This is a genomic window from Micromonospora sp. I033 (assembly GCF_053890995.1).
On sequence record NZ_JBSSLX010000005.1, the window covers coordinates 1 to 22,567 of the forward strand.

Annotated in this window: 26 protein-coding genes, 1 tRNA gene and 1 pseudogene; 14 read left to right on the plus strand and 14 right to left on the minus strand. The window is 67.4% G+C overall.

Features of this window, described 5'->3' with window-relative positions; genetic code table 11:
- The 4 genes from ACW0Q9_RS01560 to ACW0Q9_RS01575 all read left to right on the plus strand — a co-directional run.
- The coding region (locus ACW0Q9_RS01560) for an ABC transporter permease (protein WP_456177904.1) at window positions 1–800 on the plus strand (800 nt) is incomplete at its 5' end.
- An 11-nt stretch (window positions 801–811) separates the two neighbouring features.
- Window positions 812–2,146, plus strand: coding sequence for an LLM class flavin-dependent oxidoreductase (locus ACW0Q9_RS01565; protein WP_456177906.1), 1,335 nt, complete (start codon window positions 812–814; stop codon window positions 2,144–2,146).
- Entirely contained in the window at window positions 2,143–2,706 is a 564-nt protein-coding gene (locus ACW0Q9_RS01570) for a flavin reductase family protein (RefSeq protein ID WP_456177907.1), read from the plus strand. Before ACW0Q9_RS01565 ends, ACW0Q9_RS01570 begins: the two co-directional genes overlap by 4 nt.
- Window positions 2,688–3,314, plus strand: a complete 627-nt coding sequence (locus ACW0Q9_RS01575; RefSeq protein WP_456177909.1) for a malonic semialdehyde reductase — start codon at window positions 2,688–2,690, stop codon at window positions 3,312–3,314. Before ACW0Q9_RS01570 ends, ACW0Q9_RS01575 begins: the two co-directional genes overlap by 19 nt.
- 3 nt (window positions 3,315–3,317) lie before the next feature.
- Here ACW0Q9_RS01575 and ACW0Q9_RS01580 read toward each other — a convergent pair whose 3' ends face one another.
- A complete protein-coding gene (locus ACW0Q9_RS01580) occupies window positions 3,318–3,773 on the minus strand; it encodes an RrF2 family transcriptional regulator (protein ID WP_189198168.1) in 456 nt (151 codons plus the stop codon).
- Between the two features lie 7 nt (window positions 3,774–3,780).
- Window positions 3,781–4,695 (minus strand): helix-turn-helix transcriptional regulator, encoded by a 915-nt coding sequence (locus ACW0Q9_RS01585; RefSeq protein WP_456177911.1) that lies wholly within the window; start codon window positions 4,693–4,695, stop codon window positions 3,781–3,783.
- A 151-nt stretch (window positions 4,696–4,846) separates the two neighbouring features.
- Between ACW0Q9_RS01585 and ACW0Q9_RS01590 the strand changes: the two genes are divergently transcribed.
- On the plus strand, window positions 4,847–5,623 hold the full coding sequence (locus ACW0Q9_RS01590) for an SDR family oxidoreductase (protein ID WP_456177913.1): 777 nt from the start codon (window positions 4,847–4,849) through the stop codon (window positions 5,621–5,623).
- Between the two features lie 71 nt (window positions 5,624–5,694).
- Here the strand turns inward: ACW0Q9_RS01590 and ACW0Q9_RS01595 are convergent, their stop codons facing one another.
- Window positions 5,695–6,126, minus strand: coding sequence for an SsgA family sporulation/cell division regulator (locus ACW0Q9_RS01595; protein ID WP_007457244.1), 432 nt, complete (start codon window positions 6,124–6,126; stop codon window positions 5,695–5,697).
- Window positions 6,127–6,399: 273 nt separating this feature from the next.
- On the opposite strand from ACW0Q9_RS01595, the gene ACW0Q9_RS01600 reads away from it, so the two are divergent.
- A complete protein-coding gene (locus tag ACW0Q9_RS01600; RefSeq protein ID WP_456177915.1) occupies window positions 6,400–6,933 on the plus strand; it encodes a TIGR02611 family protein in 534 nt (177 codons plus the stop codon).
- A gap of 50 nt (window positions 6,934–6,983) precedes the next feature.
- Window positions 6,984–7,055 (plus strand) — tRNA-Val (locus ACW0Q9_RS01605).
- Between the two features lie 77 nt (window positions 7,056–7,132).
- Here the strand turns inward: ACW0Q9_RS01605 and ACW0Q9_RS01610 are convergent.
- The 6 genes and pseudogenes from ACW0Q9_RS01610 to ACW0Q9_RS01635 all read right to left on the minus strand — a co-directional run bounded on the left by ACW0Q9_RS01610 (window position 7,133) and on the right by ACW0Q9_RS01635 (window position 13,452).
- Window positions 7,133–8,352: pseudogene (locus ACW0Q9_RS01610) on the minus strand (tyrosine-type recombinase/integrase).
- Window positions 8,352–8,549, minus strand: coding sequence for an excisionase family DNA-binding protein (locus ACW0Q9_RS01615; RefSeq protein ID WP_110562740.1), 198 nt, complete (start codon window positions 8,547–8,549; stop codon window positions 8,352–8,354). Before ACW0Q9_RS01615 ends, ACW0Q9_RS01610 begins: the two are co-directional and overlap by 1 nt.
- Window positions 8,546–10,117: a replication initiator gene (locus ACW0Q9_RS01620; protein WP_456177917.1), complete on the minus strand. Its 1,572-nt coding sequence runs from the start codon at window positions 10,115–10,117 to the stop codon at window positions 8,546–8,548. The genes ACW0Q9_RS01615 and ACW0Q9_RS01620 overlap by 4 nt, the downstream gene beginning before the upstream one ends.
- 607 nt (window positions 10,118–10,724) lie before the next feature.
- A complete protein-coding gene (locus ACW0Q9_RS01625) occupies window positions 10,725–10,988 on the minus strand; it encodes a DUF2283 domain-containing protein (protein ID WP_456177919.1) in 264 nt (87 codons plus the stop codon).
- Between the two features lie 119 nt (window positions 10,989–11,107).
- Entirely contained in the window at window positions 11,108–11,479 is a 372-nt protein-coding gene (locus tag ACW0Q9_RS01630) for a hypothetical protein (RefSeq protein WP_456177921.1), read from the minus strand.
- Window positions 11,480–12,177: 698 nt separating this feature from the next.
- Complete coding sequence (locus ACW0Q9_RS01635) at window positions 12,178–13,452, minus strand: hypothetical protein (protein ID WP_456177922.1); 1,275 nt, start codon at window positions 13,450–13,452, stop codon at window positions 12,178–12,180.
- Between the two features lie 741 nt (window positions 13,453–14,193).
- Between ACW0Q9_RS01635 and ACW0Q9_RS01640 the strand changes: the two genes are divergently transcribed.
- Complete coding sequence (locus tag ACW0Q9_RS01640; protein WP_456177924.1) at window positions 14,194–14,523, plus strand: ankyrin repeat domain-containing protein; 330 nt, start codon at window positions 14,194–14,196, stop codon at window positions 14,521–14,523.
- Between the two features lie 380 nt (window positions 14,524–14,903).
- Window positions 14,904–15,455 carry a RipA family octameric membrane protein gene (locus ACW0Q9_RS01645; protein WP_456177926.1) on the plus strand — a complete coding sequence of 184 codons (552 nt, stop codon included), beginning with the start codon at window positions 14,904–14,906 and terminating at the stop codon, window positions 15,453–15,455.
- On the opposite strand, the gene ACW0Q9_RS01650 is transcribed toward ACW0Q9_RS01645, so the two are convergent.
- The 3 genes from ACW0Q9_RS01650 to ACW0Q9_RS01660 form a co-directional block, all read right to left on the minus strand.
- Complete coding sequence (locus ACW0Q9_RS01650; protein WP_456177927.1) at window positions 15,427–15,741, minus strand: DUF7701 domain-containing protein; 315 nt, start codon at window positions 15,739–15,741, stop codon at window positions 15,427–15,429. The genes ACW0Q9_RS01645 and ACW0Q9_RS01650 overlap by 29 nt on opposite strands.
- Window positions 15,742–15,747: 6 nt before the next feature.
- Window positions 15,748–16,131, minus strand: a complete 384-nt coding sequence (locus ACW0Q9_RS01655; RefSeq protein WP_456177929.1) for a TIR domain-containing protein — start codon at window positions 16,129–16,131, stop codon at window positions 15,748–15,750.
- A gap of 179 nt (window positions 16,132–16,310) precedes the next feature.
- On the minus strand, window positions 16,311–16,556 hold the full coding sequence (locus tag ACW0Q9_RS01660; protein ID WP_456177931.1) for a hypothetical protein: 246 nt from the start codon (window positions 16,554–16,556) through the stop codon (window positions 16,311–16,313).
- Between the two features lie 195 nt (window positions 16,557–16,751).
- On the opposite strand from ACW0Q9_RS01660, the gene ACW0Q9_RS01665 reads away from it, so the two are divergent.
- From ACW0Q9_RS01665 to ACW0Q9_RS01675, 3 genes are all read left to right on the plus strand, one after another.
- Entirely contained in the window at window positions 16,752–18,191 is a 1,440-nt protein-coding gene (locus tag ACW0Q9_RS01665) for a DUF4041 domain-containing protein (RefSeq protein ID WP_456177933.1), read from the plus strand.
- Window positions 18,192–18,553: 362 nt separating this feature from the next.
- Entirely contained in the window at window positions 18,554–19,276 is a 723-nt protein-coding gene (locus tag ACW0Q9_RS01670) for a hypothetical protein (protein WP_456177935.1), read from the plus strand.
- 891 nt (window positions 19,277–20,167) lie between these two features.
- Complete coding sequence (locus tag ACW0Q9_RS01675) at window positions 20,168–20,710, plus strand: hypothetical protein (RefSeq protein ID WP_456177936.1); 543 nt, start codon at window positions 20,168–20,170, stop codon at window positions 20,708–20,710.
- 154 nt (window positions 20,711–20,864) lie between these two features.
- Here ACW0Q9_RS01675 and ACW0Q9_RS01680 read toward each other — a convergent pair whose 3' ends face one another.
- A complete protein-coding gene (locus ACW0Q9_RS01680) occupies window positions 20,865–21,104 on the minus strand; it encodes a winged helix-turn-helix domain-containing protein (protein ID WP_456177938.1) in 240 nt (79 codons plus the stop codon).
- A gap of 419 nt (window positions 21,105–21,523) precedes the next feature.
- Between ACW0Q9_RS01680 and ACW0Q9_RS01685 the strand changes: the two genes are divergently transcribed.
- Together ACW0Q9_RS01685 and ACW0Q9_RS01690 are read left to right on the plus strand one after the other, a co-directional pair.
- The gene (locus tag ACW0Q9_RS01685; RefSeq protein WP_456177940.1) at window positions 21,524–21,742 is read left to right on the plus strand and encodes a flavin reductase; all 219 of its coding nucleotides are present in this window, start codon (window positions 21,524–21,526) and stop codon (window positions 21,740–21,742) included.
- Complete coding sequence (locus ACW0Q9_RS01690) at window positions 21,739–21,912, plus strand: hypothetical protein (protein WP_456177942.1); 174 nt, start codon at window positions 21,739–21,741, stop codon at window positions 21,910–21,912. Before ACW0Q9_RS01685 ends, ACW0Q9_RS01690 begins: the two co-directional genes overlap by 4 nt.
- Window positions 21,913–22,230: 318 nt before the next feature.
- Here the strand turns inward: ACW0Q9_RS01690 and ACW0Q9_RS01695 are convergent, their stop codons facing one another.
- The gene (locus ACW0Q9_RS01695) at window positions 22,231–22,398 is read right to left on the minus strand and encodes a tyrosine-type recombinase/integrase (protein WP_456177944.1); all 168 of its coding nucleotides are present in this window, start codon (window positions 22,396–22,398) and stop codon (window positions 22,231–22,233) included.
- Window positions 22,399–22,567 lie beyond the last annotated feature (169 nt).

The following is a 22,567-nucleotide window of genomic DNA, read 5'->3' on the forward strand; positions in this document are numbered from 1 at the left end:
AGGGGCGGCGCCGCGGTGCAGGGCCCGGCCGGCTGCGCCGGCTCGGTGGCCGGGCCCTGCACCGCGGCGCCGCCCTGCTGGCCCTGGCCGCCGTCTGGGAGACCGCACCCCGCGCCGGGCTGGTCGACCGGGTCTTCCTGCCACCACTGTCCGAGGTGCTCACCGCCTGGTGGACGCTGCTGCGCACCGGGCAGCTCGCCGACCACGTCGGCGCCAGCCTGACCCGCTCGCTCACCGGGCTGGCCCTGGCCGTGGCCGCCGCCATCCCGCTCGGCCTGCTGATCGGCTGGTACCGGCCCCTCGCCGACCTGCTCAGCCCGCTGCTGGAGGTGTTCCGCAACACCGCCGCGCTGGCGCTGCTGCCGGTCTTCGTGCTCATCCTCGGGCTGGGCGAGACCTCCAAGATCGCCCTGGTGGTCTACGCCTGCTCCTGGCCGATCCTGCTGAACACCATCGCCGGGGTGAAGGGGGTGGACCCGCTGCTGGTCCGCTCCGCCCGCTCGATGGGGCTCAACCACCTGCGGCTGTTCCAGAAGGTGATCCTGCCGGCGGCCGTGCCGACCATCTTCACCGGCGTCCGGCTCGCCGGGGCGTACTCGATCCTCGTGCTGGTCGCGGCCGAGATGGTCGGCGCCAAGGCCGGGCTCGGCTACCTCATCAACTACGCGCAGTACAACTTCGCGATCCCCGACATGTACGCCGGGATCATCACGATCTCCGCCATCGGCCTGGTCGTCAACCAGCTCCTCGTCGCCGGGGAACGCCGCTTCTCCACCTGGCGCGTCGACGTCACCGCCTGAGAGGAACCCCCATGTCCCGAACCCTGCACCTCAACGCGTTCCTGATGGGCGTCGGCCACCACGAGGCGGCCTGGCGGCACCCGCGCACCGACCCGCGCCGGGTCGCCGACGTGACGCACTTCCAGGAGCTGGCCCGCATCGCCGAGCGGGGCACCCTCGACTCGGTGTTCCTCGCCGACGGGCTCGCCGTCGGCCCGGCCGTCCGGCACAACATCCAGGCCGTCTTCGAACCGCTCACCCTGCTCGCCGCGCTCGCCACCGTCACCGAGCACGTCGGCCTGATCGCCACCGCCTCGACCACCTACAACGAGCCGTTCAACCTGGCCCGGAAGTTCGCGTCGCTGGACCACCTCAGCGGCGGCCGGGCCGGCTGGAACATCGTCACCTCTGCGCAGGCACGGGAGGCCCGCAACTTCAACCTCGACGACCACCCGGCGCACGCCGAGCGGTACCGCCGGGCCGCCGAGTTCGTCGACGTGGCGATCAAGCTCTGGGACAGCTGGGAGGACGACGCGCTGGTCCTCGACACCGCGGCCGGCGTCTTCGCCGACACCGACCGGGTGCACGACATCGCGCACCGCGGCGAGCGGTTCCGGGTGCACGGCCCGCTGAACACCCCCCGCCCGCCGCAGGGCCGGCCGCTGCTGGTCCAGGCCGGGTCGTCCACCGACGGCATCGCGTTCGCCGCCCGCTACGCCGAGGCCGTCTTCACCGCCCAGCAGACCCTCGCCGACGGCCAGGCCTTCTACGCGGAGCTCCGGCGGGCGACCACCGCCGCCGGCCGCGACCCCGACGGGGTCAAGGTGCTGCCCGGCATCGCGCCGGTGATCGGGGGTACCGAGTCCGAGGCCCGTGCCCTCGCCGACGAACTGGAGGCGCTGATCGTGCCCGAGCACGCCCTCGCCCAGCTCTCCGGCATGACCGGTCTCGACCTCACCGGGCTGCCGCTGGACGGGCCGCTGCCCGAGCTGCCCGACGTCACCGCGGTGCAGTCCCACCAGAGCCGCTACCAGCTCGTCGTCGACCTGGCCCGGCGGGAGAAGCTCACCATCCGGCAGCTCATCGGCCGGCTCGGCGGCGGCCGCGGGCACCGGGTCGTCGCCGGCACCCCCGAGCAGATCGCCGACCAGATCGAGCTCTGGTTCACCCAGGGCGCCGCCGACGGCTTCAACGTCATGCCACCCCTGCTGCCCCACGGACTGGAGGCCTTCGTGGACCACGTCGTACCGCTGCTGCGCCGGCGCGGCCTGTTCCGGCACGAGTACACCGGCCGCACCCTGCGCGAGCACTACGGGCTGCCCCGCCCGGCCAGCACCTACGCCGGCCGAGAGCTGGTGACGGCGTGACGACCGTGGACCGGCCCGGGGCCGGCACCGTCGAGCTGCGTCCCGTCGACGCCGACACCTTCCGCGGCCTGCTGCGCCGGCAGGCGTCCACGGTCACCGTGGTCACCACCCCCGGCCTGCACGGCGGCCGGCGCTGGCCGTCGCTGCCCCCGGCCGGCTTCACCGCCACCTCGTTCACCTCGGTGTCGCTGGACCCGCCGCTGGTGTCGTTCTGCCTCGGCCGCGAGTCGTCGAGCTGGCCGACCGTGGCCCACGCCGAGCACGTGGCCGTGCACCTGCTCGCCTCCGGGCAGCAGGAGGTCGCGAAGATCTTCGCCACCAGCGGGATCGACCGGTTCGCCGCCCACCCGGGCTGGGCGGCCGGGCCGTTCGGGGTGCCGCTGATCGGTGACGCCCTGGCCGTGCTGCTCTGCCGGGTGGTCCGCCGGATCGAGGCCGGCGACCACACCCTCGTGCTCGCCGAACCCCTCGCGCTCGGCGCCGGCGAGGACGGCGACCCGCTGGTGCATCACCGGGGCGGCTACACCACCACGCTCGGCGCGTGGCCGGAGACCTGGTGAGCGCAGCCGCCACCGACCTGCTCGCGCTCGACCGGGCCGCCCAGGACCTGCTGTTCCGGGCGGCCCGGACGGCCAACGCGTTCACCGGCGAGCCGGTCGACGAGGAGCAGGTCCGGGCCATCCACGACCTGGTCCGCCACGGCCCGACCGCCATGAACGCCCAGCCGCTGCGGGTGCTGCTGCTGCGCTCGGCGGCGGCCCGGGCCCGGCTGCTGCCGTACCTCAGCTCGGGCAACCTGGACAAGACGAGGGGCGCGCCGCTGACCGCTGTGCTCGCCGCCGACGTGGACTGGCACGACCGGCTGCCCGAGCTGTTCCCGCACCGGGCCGGCGCGCGGGACTGGTTCGCCGGCGACCCGGCCGGCCGGGAGGCCCAGGCCCGGTTCAACGCCGCGCTCCAGATCGGCTACCTGCTGCTCGGGGTACGCGCCGCCGGGCTGGCCGCCGGCCCGATGGCCGGGTTCGACGCCGCCGGGGTGGAACGGGAGTTCTTCCCCGACGGCCGGCACCGGGTGCTGCTGCTCATGAACATCGGCCGGCCGGCGCCGGACGCCTGGCGGGAACGGCTGCCCCGGCTCGACTACGCCGAGGTGGTCAGCACCCTCTGAGGGTCAGCGGGGCTCCCAGGCGTCGGGGCGGGCGATCAGCTTGCGGACGTGGCCCGGGAGCTTCCCGCTGGCCATCTCGGCCAGGCTCACCTCGTCGACCACCTGGCGGACGGCGGCGCGGACGGCCACCCAGAGCCGGGGCAGGTTCTCCGCCGCCCCCTCGTACTGCGTCTCCTCGGGGCGCAGCCCGCGTACCCCGGCGAGGGGACCGTCGACGGCCCGCAGGATCTGCCCGATGGTGATGTCGCGCGGCGGCCGGGCCAGGGTGTAGCCGCCCTCGGCCCCACGCTGGGCCCGGACGATCCCGGCCCGGCGCAGGTCGGCCAGGACCGCCTCGAGGAACTTGCGCGGCATGTCCTGCTCCGCCGCGATGGCCTGGGTGGACAGCAGGGTGGGGTACGCGGTGGCCAGGCTCAGTGCCGCCCGGACCGCGTAGTCGCCGCGCGCGGAGATCTGCACAGTGCCATCATGCCCGCCCGGCGGGGGCGGGGGAGTCGGCGGGCGGCCGAGGGCGCACCATGCGGACGGGCAGGGGTTGCTCCCGGGCCGCCCGGAAGGCCCCCGGGCTCACCCCGACCTCCCGGGTGAAGAAGCGACCGAAGTTGGTCGGCTCGGGGAAGCCGAGCCGCCGGCCGATCCGGGCGATCGGCTCGTCGGTGGCGGCGAGCAGCCGGCTGGCCTGCAACGCCACCCGCTCGTCGATCACCTGCTTGGCGCTGCGGCCGGTCACCGCCAGGCAGGCCCGGGTCAGGGTACGCACCGAGCAGCCGAGCTGGGCCGCGTAGTCCTCCACCCGGCGGGTGTGCCGGTAGCCGCGCTCCACCTCCCGGCACAGCCGCCGGAAGGTGTCCGTCTCGGCCCGCGGCGTCGCCCGCTCCTCGCCACCGGTCAGCAGGCTGAGCCGCAGCAGCAGCACGGCCAGCTGGTGGCGCAGCAGCGCGGCGGCGGCCGGGATCCCGGCGTGCCGGTCGGCGTCCACCGCCAGCTGGGTCACCTCGCTGATCACCGCGTCCTCGTCCTCCCCGGCGAGCTGCCGGTACGCCGGCACCGCGTCCGGGTCGACGTCCAGGCCGCGCAGCGTCGCCGGGCCCCAGCGCACCACCGTCGCGTCGAGCTGCGGACCGAGGCAGCGCAGCACCTGACCGGGGCGGGCCCGCAGCAGCGTGCCCGGCCGGCAGGGCAGCGCCCGGAAGTCCAACTCGGCGCTGCCGTGACCGTGGGTGACCAGGATCAGCAGATCGGCGTCGAGCAGGACCGGCCGCGGCCAGCCGGGCGCGGGCGCCAGGTCGGCGAGCGCGCCGGTGCCGATCTCGTCGGCGTCGGCGGCACGCGCGGACAGGTCGGTGCGGGTGGCCGGGGAGGGCTGACCGGTAGTGACCATCGTCCCGACGGTAACCGTCCCGCGCGCACGTTGCATCTCGACGCTTTCGGCCGGTCTTGTCGGCACTGAGCAGGGACGGTTAGGTTACCGATCGGTAGCGCCCGGGTCGCCCGACCGACCCGCGGCCCCGCACACCGGCGATGGGATGGGCATGACGGATCTGTTCTCGGTCGAAGGCAAGACGGTCCTGGTCACCGGCGGCTCACGGGGGATCGGTCTCATGATCGCCCGGGGCTTCGTGCGGGCCGGCGCCAAGGTCATCATCTCCTCGCGCAAGGCCGACGTCTGCGAGACCGTGGCCAAGGAGCTCTCCGCCGAGGGGCACTGCGAGGCGATCCCCGCCGACCTCGGCCACGACGACGGCGCGCTCGGGCTGGCCCGGGCCGTGCGGGAGCGCACCGACCGGCTCGACGTGCTGGTCAACAACGCCGGCGCGACCTGGGGCGCGCCGCTGGAGTCGTACCCGGAGGCCGCGTTCGACAAGCTCTGGGCGGTAAACGTCAAGGCCGTCTTCCGGCTCACCACCGCGCTGCTGCCCGCGCTGCGCGCGACCGCCAGCCCCGACGACCCGGCCCGCGTGATCAACATCGGCTCGATCGACGGCATCCGGGTGCCGTGGATGGAGGTGTACGCCTACTCGGCGACCAAGGCGGCCGTGCACATGCTCACCCGCAGCCTCGCCCACCAGCTCGCCGGCGAGCAGATCACCGTCAACGCGATCGCGCCCGGCCCGTTCGAGAGCAAGATGATGGCCTTCGCGCTGGACGACCCGGCCTCCCGGGCGGCCATCGAGCAGCAGGTGCCGCTGGGCCGGATCGGCCGTCCCGAGGACATGGCGGGCACGGCGATCTACCTCGCGTCGCGGGCCGGCGCGTACCTGACCGGGGCGGTCATCCCGGTCGACGGTGGGATCACCACGCACGGCTGAGCCGTACCCGGTAATCGACGGCCCGGGGCCGCGCGGACTCGGCAGATCCGCGCGGCCCCGGGTGTGCCGTGTCAGCGGCCGGCGAGCAGCCGGTTCACCGCCGTGTCGACGTCCAGGTGCTCGGCCTCGCGGCCGCGCGGGACGACGACGTAGGTCCGGCGCAGGAAGCGCACCAGCACGCTGCGCGGGACCTCGAAGAGGGCGTTGCCGTCCGGGGACGACAGCGCGAGCGCGACGAAGTCGCCGCGCGGGGTGGCCCACGGCCAGACCCGGACATCACCGATGCCGGCCGGCTCGTCGAGCCCGGTGACCAGCAGTTCGCGAGCGAACGACCAGCTCACCGCCTCGCCGCCGGCGGATTCGGCGTGGAACAGGACATGGACCGCATACGGGTCAGCAGGGTCGTAACGCAGACTGGCACGCACCGGCAAGGCGGTGGCGTCAGGCGCGACGAGCCTTAGCGACGTCTCGACCTCTACGGTCGTCGGTCGGATGACACTCATGGACGTTCTCCCCCCGGCACCGCTGCGGAACGCGCGTGTCCCGCTTTTCCCATACTCAGGTGCTGCTCCTGGCTACGCTCCGCCATACGCTGACTTCACCCAGTGGTGGGAAGGGGGTCGGAAAGCCCTTGAGAACATGAAAATTCTTGTAGGATTTCCGCTTCCGCCCGATCCGTCCTCCCGCCCGGCAACGGGTGGTTCAGTCGTCGACTTACTCCGGTAACGTCCAGTCCTCAGCAGGGGTGACGGTCCCGGGCGACACTGGGGGTGGAAATGGTCACGCGGGGTTCCCCGGTGGGGACGAGGGCCACCGCGGGCCCACCGAAAGGTGCGGCCCGAGCAGCCAAAAGTCGGGGGTACGAGGTGCCTGTGGAAGGGGGTCCGCGGACCGCTCTCGCCGAGCGGCGCAGCGGGCGATGGCGACTGCGCCTGCACGCCACCCTCGACATGATCCGGGCCAACCCCACCGGCCGGGTCGCCCTCAAGATCTTCATCGGCCTGCTCGGCGCCATCATCGTCACCGTCGGCATCGCGCTGATCCCGCTGCCGGGGCCCGGCTGGCTCCTCGTGATCGCCGGCCTCGGCGTCTGGGCCGTCGAGTTCCACTGGGCGCGGCGGCTGCTCGCCTTCACCCGCCGGCACGTCAACGCCTGGACGCGCTGGGTCACCAGCCGCTCACTGCCGGTCCGCTGCGCCCTGGGCGCCGTCGGGCTGGTGTTCGTGTCGGTCGTGGTGTGGCTGTCACTCAAGTTCAGCCTCGGGATCGACCTCGTGGCACGGGCACTGCACTACCTCGCGACGCACTGAGACCCGGTTTTTGGTCCGGGGTCTCGATCAGGTAGAGTCATCGGCGCTGAGGGCGATTAGCTCAGCGGGAGAGCGCTTCGTTCACACCGAAGAGGTCACTGGTTCGATCCCAGTATCGCCCACGCAGGTAGAAGGCCATTCCCGGTCATCGGGGATGGCCTTTTTGCTACCCGTACAGCAGCTGAGTACAGCAGTTCCGTCAGTGGCGGAGTGAGTCACCGAGGCGTTTGAGTGCGTCGCTGGTCGCCTTCGTCGATACCTGTGTGTAGATCTCCATCGTCACGGAGAAGCGGGCGTGCCTCAGCACCTGCATGGCGACTCTGGGGTGGACGTCGAGGTCGGCGAGCAGCGTGGCGCAGGTGCGCCTGGCGTCGTGTACGGTGATCGGCTTGACGTTGGCCTTCTCGCATCTCGTCTGCCAGGAGCGCTGGAAGTTGCGCGGCTCGATGGGTGTGCCATAGCGAGTGGTGAATACCAGTCCGGTCTCGTGCCACGCATTGCCGGCTGTTGATCTGGCCTCGTCGCGCTGTTCCTGTCTGAGCTTGAGTGCGGTCAGGCAGATGTCGGGCACGGGGAGGGTGGCGTCGGACGCCTGGGTCTTGGTGTCGCGGTACAGGAGTTGGCCGCGGACGCGTTGGAGCTGGCGGCCGATGGTCAGCTCTCCGGCGTCGAGGTCGACGTCTTCCCATGTCAGTCCCAGGGCCTCGCCCTTGCGCAATCCGGTGACGAGGACCAGAGCGTAGGCGGCGTAGAGCGGGTCCTCGTCGGCGCGGGCTGATTCGAGGAACTTTCGGGCCTCGTCGCTCGACCAGGACTTGCCCCGCCGGCGGCGGACGGTGGCGAGAGTGACGGGCACGGCGGGTTCTTGGTGATGAGGTCTTCGGCCTGGGCGTGGGTGAGGGCGGCCCGCAGGGCGGCCCGGATGTCGCTGACCGTCCGCGTCGACGGGACGGCTTGGCAGCAGCGACCGACCGCGCAGCAGCGCCGTTTGTCCTTCCGGCGGGCGGCGTCCTTGCCCTGGGCACAGCACTGGCAGGTCCGGGCTACCTGGTTGATCCAGGTCTGCACGTCCCGGGACTGGAGCCGGTCGAGCCGCTTCGCGCCGAGGCCGGGGGAGATGTAGCGGCGGACGAAGGTCTCGTAGGTGGCGTAGGTCAGAGGCGCGCGGTTCGGCTGGATGATCTCGGCCAGCCAGTAGGTGAGGAAGCTGCCGACAGTTGGGACGCTGGTCGCCACCGGCCCCTGCTTTGCCTGCTGGTGCAACTTGATCCACTTGTCGTGGACGGCCTCCCGGGTCTTGCCGTAGACGTACTTCCGGTCACGCCGGCCGTTGGGCTTGGTGACCCAGACGTACGCGGCGAAGCCGTTGCGGTAGGGGAAGATGGAGCCTTCGCCGTTGGCTCGTGTGCGTCCGGGCATCAGGCGGCCTCCTGGCGTTCGACCTGTTCGCGGATGTAGTCGTCTACCCATTCGGGGAGGATGCGGCGGTACTTGCCGTCCTTGATGGAGCGCAGCTCGCCGGTGGCGATCTTCATCTTGACCTTGGAGATGCCGAAGCCGAGCAGGACGGCGACCTCTGCCGGCGAGTACCAGCGGGGGCGGAGGTCCTGGTTCATGCGGCAGCTCCGGTGAGCCAGGCTGCGTGGGCGAGTTCTTCCCGACCGATGCGTCTGCTCTCGCGCTGCTGTCGGGCGGCGGTGTTGGCGAGCAGGGCGTCGCCTTCGGTGAGCCAGCCGGAGCCGATGTAGGTGAGGGTGCCGACGGTGATCGTGTCGGAGGGTTGGTCGTCTTCTTCGCGTCGGTAGGTGGCGCGGGTGTCGCGGAGTAGGGCGAAGGTGACGGAGTAGCGGCGGGCCTTGGTGAGGAAGTGGCCGCCGAAGCCGAGCATGTGCGCCCAGCGCCGCAGCCCGGCGTAGACGCTCGTTCTGGTGTCAAGGCTGTCTTGACGGTCATCGGCGCTTGCGGCGCCGCTGCTGGGGTCGGTGTGGATCGGCCTGCCGAGGTGCCAGCAGGCGTCGATGAGGCGGGCGACGTGGTCGCCTTCGGGATCGGCGTAGTCGTCGACCGTGGCCGGGGTGAGTCGGGCGAAAGAGTGGCCTGTGGCTTCGGTGGCTTTGGTGGCGTACTTGGCGAGGTAGGCGGCGACCTTGTCATCGGTCAGCTCGCCGTCGGTGTTGTTGATGCGTCGGACGTCGACCTGCGCGCCCCAGGCGACCAGCCAGCCATCTGGCTGGTCGGGGTGTGGAGGTGTGGTGACGGTGATCCGAGAGGCGGCGTCGTGGACGGCGGCGTCCAGGTCGTCGAGGGTGATGTCGTCCGGTGGCGGCACGAGGGCGTCCGGGTCGTCGGGGTCGACGCCGTCGAGGCGTAGCAGGACGTGGAAATGCACTGCTGCCCGGCGTTGCACCTCGGCGACCTTGCCGTGAGAGACCCGCACGGGCGGCACCCAGCGGACCTTGCCGGAGGCCGTGACGATGCGGACCTTGGGGATGCCGCGTTGACGGCAGAGCGTGGCGAGGTAGCGGTCGGCGGCCTGCTTGGTGCGCCGCCACAGCTCGCCCGAGAAGTAGTTCCAGACGACCTGGTGGTCGTGGTCGTAGCAGTCCAGGCACAACGGCTGCCCGAGCCGCGGATCGTCGGCCTCGTGGCGACTAAAGCACGCCGCGGGCTGCCCATGTTTGCAGGTGCCGGCGTTGGCGCGAGCGTGACAGGGGGCCGGTCGGCAGTCGCAGCGCTGCCGGCCGCGGCAGGTGTGGCGGGCGACGTGCCAACGGTGAACCGGGCCGAAGGACGGAGCGGTGAAGGTGGCGAAGACGACCGGGTGCCGGCCGACCGAGTCGGGGACGCCCTTGCCGCCGGTCAGGCCGCAGCGCGTGAGCTGGTAGGCGTCGCCCCGGTAGACCCAGGCGCAGTCCGGGCACACCGATTCGCGGCGGTTGCCGCAGGCCTTGTAGAGCGTGCGGTCGGGCAGCTCGTCGGTATGCAGCCGGCCGGTGATGCGGCCGGTGTTCCGGTCGACGGCGGCGATGGCGCCGGTGAGGCGGATCGGGCGCGAGCAGCCGCCGGCGGGGCGGGTGTGCTCCAGCCAGCCGGAGAACTCCGGCGAGGCGGCGCGGTGGAGGACCTGGGCGTCACGGCCGACGGCGAGACCGGGCCGGTAGATGGTGGACGGGGTGGTGGACAAGACTGTCTCCTCTTGCGGGGGTGGCAGGGACGGGAGACGAAGCACCACCAGCCGTGGACGCCTGTCCGCTGGTGGTGTTCGTCGTGTCTCCTGGCACCGCCGAGAGGGCGGCTGACGCCGGAGGGCGGAGTCGTGGTGATGCCACTTCCCGCCGATCGGTCATGTCCTTTCACGCTCATGAACCTGATGAGTGGGCCGGCACGGGTGGGGAACCTGGGATATCGGCATCCGGCGGGTTGCCGCAGGCTGCCCCCACCCGTGGAGATGTGCGGATCCAAGGCCACCGTCGACGGCAGGGAAGACCGTGCTGGGCCGCTCAGCGGGTTCGCGGACCGGCACAGCAGCCGGTGCGATCGAGAGCCGGCGGGACGTGGCCCGCATCAGCGGCAAAAAGGCCGCTCGGCATCTCCGACGTCGAGTCCAGCGATCCGGCATGAAGGCCGCGCTGGCGTCCTCGACGAGCGCCAGAGTAGCACCGGGTACCGACACGTGGGCCCGCCGTGAGTCCGCAGCCTGTGAGACTCGTCGGCTACGGGCACTCTTGAACCCCATTCGGCTAGCGCAGGACCACTGCAAGATGTGGGGCCATCCTCGGGCAGGGCCAGGCTCATTCGCCCTCTGCCTGCTCCTGGGCTTGCTTCAGAATCGCCCGGAGGAGCATCGGCGGTAGCCGATTGCCGGCATCGAGGATTTCCAGGCCGACGACATGGCCTTCGGGGTTGAGGTCGAGGTTGTACATGCCTTCATCAGCGTCGAAGGGCACCATCCGCTGCACCCCAGTCGGTGGGATCGGATGATCGAGGTAGATGTAGGCGGCATCAGCGTCGCTGTCATAAGTGCAGACCAACGCGACCCGTGTCTCCGTGTACATGGCCGTCAGGCTGGCACACGGCTGGCGTGGCTGCCTCTGACGGTCGGCCGCCTGCCGGCTTTGTCCGGTCTCAGGACCTGCGTGACAAATCTGTCTGAGGACGTGGGTGACACATCCGGCTAGAAGATCTCTAGCTGGCCCGGGTAGGGCGTTGGTGGCTCTGGCGGGGGCAGGAGGTTCACGGTTTCCTGTGCGAGGCGGTCGAGCGTGCCGACGGGCATGGAGATGGCGAGGTGCCAGGTTTCGTCGTCGGGGCCGATCAACGCTGTGAGGGTGTCGTCGTCTATTGACCAATGCACCGGTGTGCCTGCTCCGTCTTCGCCGAGCTGCACTGAGCGAAGTGCGGTCCAGTTGGCATCGCGGAGAGACCGCAGGCGAGCGAGGTCACTGAGGTGGATCCAGAAGTGAAACTCCCATGACGGCGGCCCCTGCAGCATGACCGCAACGACTGCAGGGTCCTGACCGTTGTCGTCGATCACGACGTTGACCATCGGGGCATGGTTGCAGACTCGGCTCGGTGAGCAGCAAGCACGTCCTGGGGCACCCGGTGTCCTTGTTCCCGTCACGCCTATCTCCTGCTGCGCTCGGCGAGTGTCACGCAGGTCCTGATACCGATGTGTTACGCAGGTCCCGAGACCGGACAGCCGCCTGCCGGCTTCTGCGTGAGGACTTTCTGTACGTCTATCAAGGCGGCCCTGAACGGGCCGCACGCACCGCCGCCTGGGCGCGCGTCCGTCGCTTCGCTGGCGCTCCGACTCCGGCCACCCAACACGCCCGGCGGCTGGCGCGGAAGCGGGAAGCCCAAGGAGCCGCCGCAGAACGATAGGCCGTTGATGAGGGAGGTGGTGGGCCGGCAGCCGGCCGGGCCGCGCGGCCAAGAGCCCGCGCGGCGTAGGGGGCCGGCCGCGGCCGCGTCGGCGAGCTGGCGGCGGTCGCGGGGTTGCGGTTACTGCGCCGCCGGCGGGGGCGCAACGACTCCGGGACGGCCGGGGCTCCGTCCGCGCGTTGCGGTCCGTGGGTGGTTGCGCAGGGCCATCCCGCCAGCCGTCGACCCGGGCAAGCCGAGCAGACCACCGCCCGGCCCGCCAGCGTCCGTACGTGCGTCAAGGCCGTCTTGACGTGGCGGACCGGGCGGCGGCCCGCTTCCCAGGAGGGCGGGTCGACGGCAGACGGGATGGCTAAGCAGGCCCTAACTGTGAGAGTGCCGCTTAGCCTTCCAAAGAAAGTACATGTCCGACAGTTCGATCGCCTGCCTATCGTCGAAGAACTTATAGGCCTGAATGAGCGGAGTGGCTGCTGCTGCAACCCCGGCGGTAACAACGAATGGCAAAGAAGCGAGCGCACCAAAAGCTGTAGTAGCGGCTCCCACTGAAAGTCCGGCTGCTGCCTTAAACGCCAGCGACTTGCTTGAACTCCTCATCTTCCGGTCGATTTCCGCGATCGCCGGCTCGACGCTATCTCTCCAAACAGCGGCCGCGATCCTATCTGGCGAATCTGAGTCATGCTTCTCTATCGCCATGTGGATGGACTCAACTAGGGTGGCGCGGAACCTCTCGAAATGTTCGTACTCGGATTCCCGCAGCGCGATGATATCGCGCGTATCCAACCCTAGAAGGACCGGAATTTGAAGGTTAAGTGCGACTTGGTCCACAGACGGAGTCGTCGTCTCAGGGTTAGCAGTTTCAAAGAACTTCGGTTGTGCAAGTGACGCCAATGGGGCTTTAAACTGGTCCGCCGCAGCGACGTCCTCCAAAAGTTCGAGGATATGGCCGGCGATAATTTCTGATCCAATCTCTACCTTATCAGGCCGAGTCTTTCGCTGAACATACCTGCTCAGAGTCCCCTCAAATAGCGGGTGAACAAGCATCACGCGCCAGTGTCGCGGCTTAACTTGTCTTACCTCTATACCACCCTCGCGACTAATTTGCTTTGCAATCTTATCAATCTCGCGTGGGTCGTAGAGGTGGCCCAGGCCGACACGGTCTAGACGTGCGCCGAAGGTGTCATCGAACTGAAGTTCCGGCTTGTCGGCGAAGATGACGTAGTTGGACAAGCCGATAGCCCTGAGGTGGAGCAAGAAGCGAACGTCAGTGTCGAGTCGCCGGAAAAGTCCTTCGAGCCAGTTTCGCACCCCCTTTTTCTCAAACAATAAGAGGTACGCTCTCGACTCGGGGCCCTCCATGACAAAGTAGTCAAAGTAATGGAGAAGCTGGCCGAATTCTTCATCTACCGTTCGCACTCGACAACTTGCCGTCGAGCACATTGCCGAAGCGATATCCATACCCGGCCCGGCAACTACAGCCCCGGTAACGGGAATTACCCCAGATTCCTGTGGCCTGGCCTTCAGAATCTCATAGAGTCGGTTGACAGCCCCGGGGAAACGAATTACCTCAGCTACTGGCCGACGTTCCGACACTTCGAACTCGTCGATCCACTTGTAGAGCCAGTGTTCACCTGTAGCCAATTTCGCGCCTTAAGTAGGGGGTCAGAAGGGGGGTAAACGTTGGAATCATCTTGCCTACAGTGGTGACTGGTCGACCGCAAGCGGAAGGTCGCGAAACTGACAGTTGCTCGCAGTGGGATCGGCCATCTGGCGGCGGACCAAGACAGGCGGGCGCCGCGTCGGGCGTGATCCTTCAGGACTGAGCCGTTCTTGGGCGGCCCTCGGGCCGTATGGGCCGTCACCGGGCCGCCAAACGCCGGCCAGAGACGACTGATGACAACCAGCAGCATCCGAAGAAACAGCAGGCCCAGCTATAGCGTGACAGCGGCTGACCTGGTGGGCGACGGACGAGTCGACCTGTACGCCGGATTGTGTGACTGATCTACTGGTGCAGTGCGTGGTCGCCTCCTCTACCTCACGATGCTGGCCGTGGGCGTGGTGGCGGCCGGGGTCGGACTCATGGTCGCTCTGGGTTACGTAGAGCAGCCAGGACCCTTCAACGAGGCGATGTTGGGTGCGATCGGCGGCGCGATGACCTCGGCGGGTTTTCGTCGTTGGAGGAACTACCGCTCGCTGGGCTTGGGGCACACCCGGGGCACAAGACGGCGTGAACCGTCGGCAACCAGCGACCAATGATGTGAGGCCAGGACAGGGCGTGGCCAGCGCGTCGAGCAAGCCGGCGCAGGTGACGGGAGTGGACGTCAAAGTTCCGCTTCAACGTCTGACTGTTGGGCCGGAGCGCGAAGGCTCTAGGCTGACTCGGTGACCCCGACTCACCACGCCGTAGAGATGGAAGACCTCCCCCGACTGCGGCAACTTTTAGACGATGGAGCTGCCGCCGAGGATGCCGACGAGCAAGGCATGACCCTGCTGCATCATGCAGTGGACGTCGAGGGCGATGGCGCCCTCCAGTCTGGAGGGCCCTTGCATGTGGACGTTACGGCGCTCCTGTTGGCACGAGGCGCAAACCCGAACGCCGTCGATCGTGAAGGCCGCACACCGTTGGACTACGCACGCGCCAATGGGCACTGGCTCGCCGCGGAGTTGCTGACGGCATGGAGCCGCGACCGTGTGACCGGCCAGCCCGGGTGACTAATTGGGTGACGACGGGTGCGACCGGCGAGGGACGACCACGGACGTTGGTGGACGATTGGTGCTGCTAGAAGCTACTGCTGTCCCAGGTCAGCGCGCCGTGTTGGTTGCCTGGGGGTCAAGGAGTCGCCGGGTTGACATCCATAGGAGCATCAGGATGGCAAGGCTGAGTGATCTCAGGGCCTGTCAACGAGCAATGTGGGCCACGCCCAAGTAACCTTACGCGTTTCGATGGCGAGGGGCGGACGGGCATGACCCACAGGGAATTACTTACCGTAATTGCTTTTGTGGCCATTTGCGCCATAATCTGCCTGCTCATCTTGCGTTCGGGCGCGCCACGAGTGACACCACCACGTCCTGGGCCAGAGCAGCTTGACTCCTTGGCCAACGCCGCTGATCCACCCGGCACGCCAGAGCCAGACCGCATCGATCGAGCGTTGATGCCGCAAGGAGCCCCTACCAGCAACGAAGACAAAACCCAGCTGTTCGAGCTGTACAAAATGATGGTTCAGACCTCAGAGGCGCTTGTAGCGCGAAGGCAGGGCACCAACACCTTTTTTCTAACGGCCAATGGACTGCTGCTAACCGCCATCGGGCTATTCGTTAGACAGGGAGCCAACGCAAGGAGGCACGGCCTTGTGATTGCAATTCTCTGCCTTACTGGGCTAATCGTGGCATGGGGGTGGCGAACTCTATTGATATCCTTCGGCCAGCTGAACAAGGGCAAGTTCGCTGTAATTCTCCGAATGGAGAAGGCGTTAACCGCCTCCATCTTTGACGCGGAATGGGAAGCGCTCGACAGGGGGGAGAACAAGCGCACCTATCGGAGCTTTACCGAAAGCGAGAAGAGGGTTCCCGCAGTCTTTATGGCGATCTACGGAATCGCTTTCGTCATCGGCTTGCTCATCGCGTTGGACTGGCTCCCTCTATAGAAGCCACACGCCGAATGGCTTCTACGTACTTGTCGTCCTGCTTGGCCACATCGACCGGAAGGTCTTCGTACGGCACCAGGGCTTCATGTCCGGGATCGTAGGTCAGCATCCAGGCAACCCATGCGTTGTGGACGTCCTGCGGCGTAACGCTAGTGCCGCACGCCTTCAGCAACACCGCATAAGCCAGGAAGAGGGGTTCCGTGTCGAACTCAGTCGGCACGGAACGTGATGGCACCTCATCCCGTATCAATCGAGCAAGCCGCTGTAGATAGTTACCCTCAGACATCTCGCCCTACGCCCAAGACTCAAGTTCCGCGACGATGGAATCGAAGTCCCAGCGAATGACCCGCTGAGAAGACAGACCCTCAGGGATAGGGTAGGTGCGGTCTCTGTAAATTTGAATCCCAAACATGTGATTACCTTGACGCGAGGTCTCCGCGATCTCCCAGAGTACCGCCTCGCTCAGGTACGTTGTCGAGCCGATCAACACGATCGTACCCGCCGTTTGCGCAATGCGCAGCTTGCAGTTGGTCTTCCATCTGGTATCAAAAGGATCGTGCACCGAATAGTCGACGAACTGAATATCGTTGTTCTTGTTCTTCGCGTGCTCGACGAGGAAATCCCGTGCCCACTGGTCTTCCATCTCAAAGCTTATGAACGCCCGTGGCTTGCCCACTCCGCCGTCTCCCTCTCGTAGATCAACGTATGGTACCGCAGACGTGCAGATAGTCCACGGTTGCGAATGCAGGGTCGTGACAAGCTGCCGTCAGCCCCGCCGCAGCAACGGAGCATACGAACGACGGCCCTGCTCTCGGGAGCCAGAGGCTCCCTCAGTCCCGTCTCCGAGGCGGGCGTCTAGCTGAGATCGTCGGCAGCAGGCACTTCCACGTCTCGCCAGTGCATGTGGTTGAGAATCAGGCCAAGCAACTGCACAGCCTTCCATACCCCGATGCCGGTCGCGATCGCCGCCGCAGTGACAGGGATGGCCCAGTACGCGCCGTGCACCGCCGGGTACAGCCCACCGAGCACCACCACGAGGGCTGCCGGCCAACTGATGGAGGTCGAGATGGCGGCCTTGTCGGTGGCGGGGGTGCGACCCATCAGTTGTCTCCTCATGTATGGCTGTTGGGAGACAAGGTAAGCGGACCGACGGTCAAGGCCGGTACTGGCCTCGCCTCGCCAGGTCGAAGTGTCGCGCCTACGACAGACCAGCGCTGAAGTACGTGCGACGGATTGACCGGTTCATCGACGTCGTCCTACGTTGGTCGGTCAACCAGAAAGGACACGCGAGCAGCGATGACGATGCGATACAACCCACCGCCGAATTGGCCGCCACCCCCGGCGGGCTGGACACCCCCGGCGGGCTGGACTCCGGACCCGGCATGGGGCCCGCCGCCTGCTGGGTGGCAGCTCTGGGTCGACGAGGACATCCCCTTGTTCGGAGCGCGCGGCAAGGCGCGGGAGCTTGCCGCCGAGAACGGAGAGCTGCAGAAGAAGCTGAACGCGTGGCATGCCGAGGCCACCAGGCTGCAGGGGCAGCTGGACCAGCGCCAGGGCGAGGTTGCCCAGCTGCGAGCGGAGCTAGATCGTCTGCAGTCCGAGATGAAACGGCTCGGGGTGATGAGCGCCATCGAGCTGGAGCAGTATCGCGACCGGTTGACCGCGCAGACAGCCGAGCTCGACCAGCGAATGACAGGGCTGAAGCAACAGGTGGTTCTCACTGAGGAAACCGCGTTGCTGCAGGAGGTGGGGGTGTACGAGTACCGGCACCCGCTGACCGACGCCGTGGCCTACCAGGGCGAACTCGCGACCATCCAGGACCGGATCAAGGCTATGGCCCGGAGGGATGGTGGCGCCGTCCAGGCGGACACCCGCTGGACCGTCTCCGGGTCGGAGGCCAAGGGACGGGCCATGATCCGGGACTACTCGAAGCTCGTTCTGCGCGCGTACAACGCCGAGGCCGACAACCTAGTCCGAGGTCTCAAGCCCTACAGGCTGGACTCGGCCATCGAGCGCCTCAACAAGGTGGCGGAGACGATCGCGCGCCTGGGCAAGACGATGGACATCCGGATCGCTAACGGCTACCACCGTCTGCGCAAGAAGGAACTGGAACTAACCGCGGACTACCTGGCGAAGGTCGCGGAGGAGAAGGAGCGAGAACGGGAGGAGAAGGCACGCTTGCGAGAGGAGCGAAAGGTCCAGCAGGAAATCGAACGTGAGCGGGCGCGCCTGGAGAAGGAGCGGCAGCACTACGCCAACGCGCTCGCTGCCCTTCGGGCCAAGGGTGACTCCGAGGGCGTTGCCCAGATGGAGGAACGCCTCGCTGAGGTCGAGGCGGCGGCCGAGGCCGTGGACTATCGGGCCGCGAACGTCCGCGCCGGCTACGTCTACGTGATCTCGAACATCGGGGCGTTCGGCGAGGACATGGTGAAGATCGGCATGACCCGGCGACTGGACCCCCTCGACCGGGTGCGTGAACTCAGCGACGCCTCGGTCCCGTTCAACTTCGACGTGCACGCCCTGTTCTTCTCCGATGACGCAGTCGGTATCGAGACCCAGATGCACGCCCGTCTGGCGGACCGTCGCGTGAACCTCGTCAACCAGCGCCGCGAGTTCTTCCGCGTCACCCCTGCCGAGGCCAAGACGCACCTGCTCGCTCTGACGGGCAACCTGCTGCAGTACGAGGAAGTGCCTGAGGCCCTGGAGTACCGGCAGAGCATCACTGGCGCAAGCTGATCGGCGCCTTTCCGCGCAGCAAAGAGGCATCGAACGCGTTGCCTGATGGCGACACGGCACGACAATAGACACGGCGGTGGCCGAGCTCAGAGACACAGGATGACGATCGATAGCAGCGCACGATGCGCTGGCGTTCACACCCAAGACTGAGGACTGTCAGTCGGACGTGCGGACGCGGCCTTGTGGCCGAAGTGGGACGTGTTTGGTGGTCTTCAATAGAGGAAGTCGCCTTGGTTCCTGATGATCAATGGCACAGGCTTGAAAGTGGTCTGTTTGTGCCCTCGCGTCTGCAACCCAATGGATGTGTCGCGAAATCTGCTGCAATCTTGAACGGCAGACCACCAGACAGTGCTGTGACAAGCATGACAACGCGGGAGCCGACGAAGCCCGCGGAGTGGGTGCAGGCCCTCGCGGCGGTGCTAGCGGTCATCATGGCATGGTGGGCGGTTGCTGTCGGGCGGGAGACGCTCGAAGATCAGAAGGAGATTAACCGCAGCCAGAAGGAAATCAACGAGCGATCCGTTCAACGAACGGAGCAGCGGTTTGTTTCGCGGGTGGCGTGGTGGTGGTTGGACGAACGGCACGGCAGTGCTCCTGAAGACGCCAAGCGGGCGCCCACCATCGGGTGGCCGCAACTCCGGGTCCAGAACCGGTCTCCGATACCGCTCAAGAACGTTCGCCTTAATGCTGGACCAAAATCCGGTCTCGCCATCACGCCCGTGGACCCATCGGTCACAAATGGCTACGTCATCGATTACACCAAGCCCGTGTATTTCTGGCTGCCGCCAATACCCCCCTGCGTCACCGCGACATTTGCCATACGACTGGACGGTTATCCAGATGGCGGCCCACGCCAAAACGAAGCGGCGGCATCCATCATAAGTGCAGCAATGGTCGAAGGCTGGGCCTTAGAGTTCGACGACGCCGTGGCGCGTTGGTCCCGTTCGGATCGCGGGATCTCTCGCGTGAGCCTCGATCAGGGCAACATTGATCTGATGGGGCGCCAAACCGTAGGCCGGGGCGGTGTTCCGGGCCTCGACCCGCCACGAAGGGAAGCAGCACAGGACTGTGGCGAGGGGGGCTAAAGGTTGGCTGTTGGGGTGTCGGCACCCGGCGTTTCGGCCGCTTGACACCCGACCGCCGGCCCTCTCGGGCCCTTAGATGTGTTTAGGATCGCGGCCAGTCCGAAACCAAACCTGGCGCCGTGGTCGTGACGTGCATCAACCACGTCGTTGAGTGGAACTCGGTGGCTGACCTAGGTGACGACCGGTACTCAGGCCGTGCCGGTTGCCTGCGGGGTCCAAGAGCCTGCCCGAGGTGCCAGACGCTGCCCACATGGCGGCGCGCTGACCTGGTCCCGACCTGTTCGGCGTCCGGAAGGCATCGGCACAAGCGGGCGAGGCGAAGCAGCCAGGAGGCAGCGAAAGCAACAGCAACGGCCGACAGCCGACGACACGGAGCAGCGCTGTCGCCATGCTCTACAACGCAGTTCAGCGGCAGACAGCAGTCAGCGGCAGGATGAATCCGCGTTCACATCGAAGTGCCGGCGATAATCGCCCAGCCTGATCCAGCACCGAGCGCCAGGGCGCCCAGCCGCGGCTGGCTCCGCCGCGTTAGCAGATCCTCACCCTGATTTGCAGCCATTAGTCCGACAGCAACCGGCCATTGTGTAGGCGGTGAGCGGGCCGCCACGCTGAGTTATGGCGCGTTGTGGAGGCCGGACGCAGGACGGAACGAAGTGCCGAGTGCGCGTTGCTGCCGCCGGCGACCGCTGTCGGCACCATCGGTGGGGAGACTCTCCGGTGCGCCGCAAGGCCACGACGAGGTGTGGCGCCCGTACCCACGACGGGACCAGATGCCGCCGGCTGGTTAGCTCTGCCGGAGAGCGCTGCCGAGACCACCCGCGAGGGGCTGATGTGCCCGTCTTGCGGCCGATTCCACGGCGGCGAGCAGGCGCTCCGGCTCGTCGTATGCCGATGCCACGGCAGCCCGAACGGCGCGACTTTGACTTAGTACGGGAAGCCGCGTCGTACTGTGCGGACGCCATCGGCAGCGGGGCTCTGGCGGCGATGGAGGAGCGGGCTGGCGAGTACGTATCGGAGAAGACCTGGAACAAGATCAGACGGTCTTGGGGTACGAGGAACTGTCGGAGGCTTGCCGAGTTGGCGCGGGGGATCTTGGAGGGAAAGAAGCAGGTCCACCGGGGAGTCGGAAAGGTTGTCGGCTTTGTCATGGGCGGCTTCGGCTCCCCGCGCATTGCTCGGCTGCTCGCCGAGGAGATAGCCGCGCGCGTCCCATTGCCCGTCATTGATGACAGCGCGACGATTGCGGCGCGCGGAGTACAGGCGACTGGGATCATGATGTGCCTGATCGATGGGCGCGGCCTCGTTGATTGCGCCTGCTTCGCGGACGTTGTAATCGCAGAAGGTAAGGAGCGGACGAAGCAGCTGCTCGTCAAAGCGATGAGCGACTGGTCGGGCTTCCGGTACCTTCGGCCGAGTGCGGCGCTGGAGAATTAAAGAGCTCCTGCTAGTCACTCGAAAAGCCGGGTGGCTCACCGCATCATGAGCCCTGCTAGCGGCAGGTTGCTGGCATTGGCGCACTTGGCGGGATGCACAGGCAGTGCGGCACCGAACCGTCAAGAGCTCGATGCATTCCGGGGCTTTGACCCACTTACTCAGCGACGAAGACGCCGACTCCCGGCAGTGTCTCGGTCATTCCCTTGATCCGTAGCACCTGCATCGCGCGGTCAATCACCGGTTCGGTGACTTCGTAGCGCTCGATCAACTCTCGGCGGCTGGGCAGCTTGGAGCCCGGCGGGAATTCGCCGGACGCGATGCGTTCGGCGAGGTCGTCGGCGATCTGCTCGTAGCGGTAACGCGGTGGCACGGTGTTCCCCTCGGTTGGCAACACGAGTAGACCACCTACGCCAGCCCTTGACTACCCAACGGTACCTGTGGGAGGTTGCCGAGGAGGTCGATTCCCCCGGTTGGCGCTGTGGGCCGTCCTCGCCGGCGTGGATGTCCGGCGCATCCCCCGCGATCGGGCATCCACGCCTCCGGACACCTGCGGCACGAGGAGGCGGCAGTGCTCCCTTCCAGTTACCAGACTCGGCGGTCCGTGAACCCCGACGGCTCCCGCGAGCCAATGAAGCGGGTCTCCTACGACGAGTACGTCCTGGCGGCAGCGCTCACCCTCGCCCGCCGCCATCGGCCTGTCTGGTCCTGGCGGCACTGGAAACTGGTCTGCCGATGCGGCGCGACCCTGCCGTGCCGAAGCCGTCACCGCATTCCGATCAACCGCGGCCACTGGCCCAGCCAGGACGGCCCGCGATGACGACTCACGACCCGATCAAGCCGGCCTGGACCTGCGGCGGATGTGCAGGGGAGTGGCCCTGCCAGATCCGGCGGCGAGAGCTGCGAGCCGAGTACGACCACGCTCCGGTGTCACTCGCTGTCTACTTGGCTGCCCAGCTCGTCGACGCCTCCCAAGACCTGGCCCACGTCCCCGCCGGTCACCTGCACCACCGCTTCCTCGGCTGGACCCGATGAGCATCCTCCGGCCCGGCGACGAGAAGTTCCACTACAGCGACGGCTCCCACAGATGGATCCCGCCGGCCCCCGATTACGACCAGGAAGTCTGGGACGAGCAGGTCCGCCAGCACAAGCAGGGCCACCCGAGGAACGAGCGTCCGAAGGTCCGCATCCGGCGCCTCGTCTGATGCCAGCAGTACAGCAGCGAAGTACAGCAACGGTGCCAGCCGAACCCGGCCGAGTAGAGCGTCAGCAGGCCGTTTGACCTCGTACCCAGCCCGATCCGACCCCCTCGCCGAGAGTTCACACCGAAGAGGTCACTGGTTCGATCCCAGTATCGCCCACCATCGAAATAACGCAGAACAGCCACCCTCGGGAGAGGGTGGCTGTTGCTGATTCCATCGTCGGTTGTCGTTGGGCGTCAGCGGATCGTCAGCGAACGCGTCCCGGACGCGCTGATCCCTCCCGTCTGATCGGTGGGCGTAGAGGTTCAACGTGGTCGACGGCTACTCGTGGCCAATCACGGCCTGGCCGTCGTTGACCGGGACACCGCGCGACACCATCTCGGTGGCGTAGGAGTGCCGCAGGTCGTGGAAGCGCAGCCCGCCCGGCGTCATCTTCGCCACCTGCGCCACGGCTTCCCGCTCGGTGGTGAACTCCGCGGCTTCGGGCACACGATGAACCTCGGGCCTGGCGCTGCAAGATCGTCGTCGGATTCGTGTCGGCGAGTTACGAACCACGGCGCTGTGAGGTCCAGGACTGCTCCGCTCGCCGTCGGATGGCAAGCTCGTGTCTCATGATCGATGATTTCGCTGAGGACTATCTGGACGGCCAGCTCAGGTC

What these genes read in the sequence shown, in the direction of transcription:
- ACW0Q9_RS01685 (WP_456177940.1), top strand. Translation starts at nt 21,524, where the DNA reads ATGACGACTCACGACCCGATCAAGCCGGCCTGGACCTGCGGCGGATGT.
- ACW0Q9_RS01600 (WP_456177915.1), top strand. Translation starts at nt 6,400, where the DNA reads ATGGTCACGCGGGGTTCCCCGGTGGGGACGAGGGCCACCGCGGGCCCA.
- ACW0Q9_RS01675 (WP_456177936.1), top strand. Translation starts at nt 20,168, where the DNA reads ATGCCACGGCAGCCCGAACGGCGCGACTTTGACTTAGTACGGGAAGCC.
- ACW0Q9_RS01670 (WP_456177935.1), top strand. Translation starts at nt 18,554, where the DNA reads ATGACAACGCGGGAGCCGACGAAGCCCGCGGAGTGGGTGCAGGCCCTC.
- ACW0Q9_RS01585 (WP_456177911.1), bottom strand. Translation starts at nt 4,695, where the DNA reads ATGGTCACTACCGGTCAGCCCTCCCCGGCCACCCGCACCGACCTGTCC.
- ACW0Q9_RS01665 (WP_456177933.1), top strand. Translation starts at nt 16,752, where the DNA reads ATGACGATGCGATACAACCCACCGCCGAATTGGCCGCCACCCCCGGCG.
- ACW0Q9_RS01590 (WP_456177913.1), top strand. Translation starts at nt 4,847, where the DNA reads ATGACGGATCTGTTCTCGGTCGAAGGCAAGACGGTCCTGGTCACCGGC.
- ACW0Q9_RS01690 (WP_456177942.1), top strand. Translation starts at nt 21,739, where the DNA reads ATGAGCATCCTCCGGCCCGGCGACGAGAAGTTCCACTACAGCGACGGC.
- ACW0Q9_RS01630 (WP_456177921.1), bottom strand. Translation starts at nt 11,479, where the DNA reads ATGGTCAACGTCGTGATCGACGACAACGGTCAGGACCCTGCAGTCGTT.
- ACW0Q9_RS01650 (WP_456177927.1), bottom strand. Translation starts at nt 15,741, where the DNA reads ATGTCTGAGGGTAACTATCTACAGCGGCTTGCTCGATTGATACGGGAT.
- ACW0Q9_RS01660 (WP_456177931.1), bottom strand. Translation starts at nt 16,556, where the DNA reads ATGGGTCGCACCCCCGCCACCGACAAGGCCGCCATCTCGACCTCCATC.
- ACW0Q9_RS01595 (WP_007457244.1), bottom strand. Translation starts at nt 6,126, where the DNA reads ATGAGTGTCATCCGACCGACGACCGTAGAGGTCGAGACGTCGCTAAGG.
- ACW0Q9_RS01565 (WP_456177906.1), top strand. Translation starts at nt 812, where the DNA reads ATGTCCCGAACCCTGCACCTCAACGCGTTCCTGATGGGCGTCGGCCAC.
- ACW0Q9_RS01625 (WP_456177919.1), bottom strand. Translation starts at nt 10,988, where the DNA reads ATGTACACGGAGACACGGGTCGCGTTGGTCTGCACTTATGACAGCGAC.
- ACW0Q9_RS01615 (WP_110562740.1), bottom strand. Translation starts at nt 8,549, where the DNA reads ATGAACCAGGACCTCCGCCCCCGCTGGTACTCGCCGGCAGAGGTCGCC.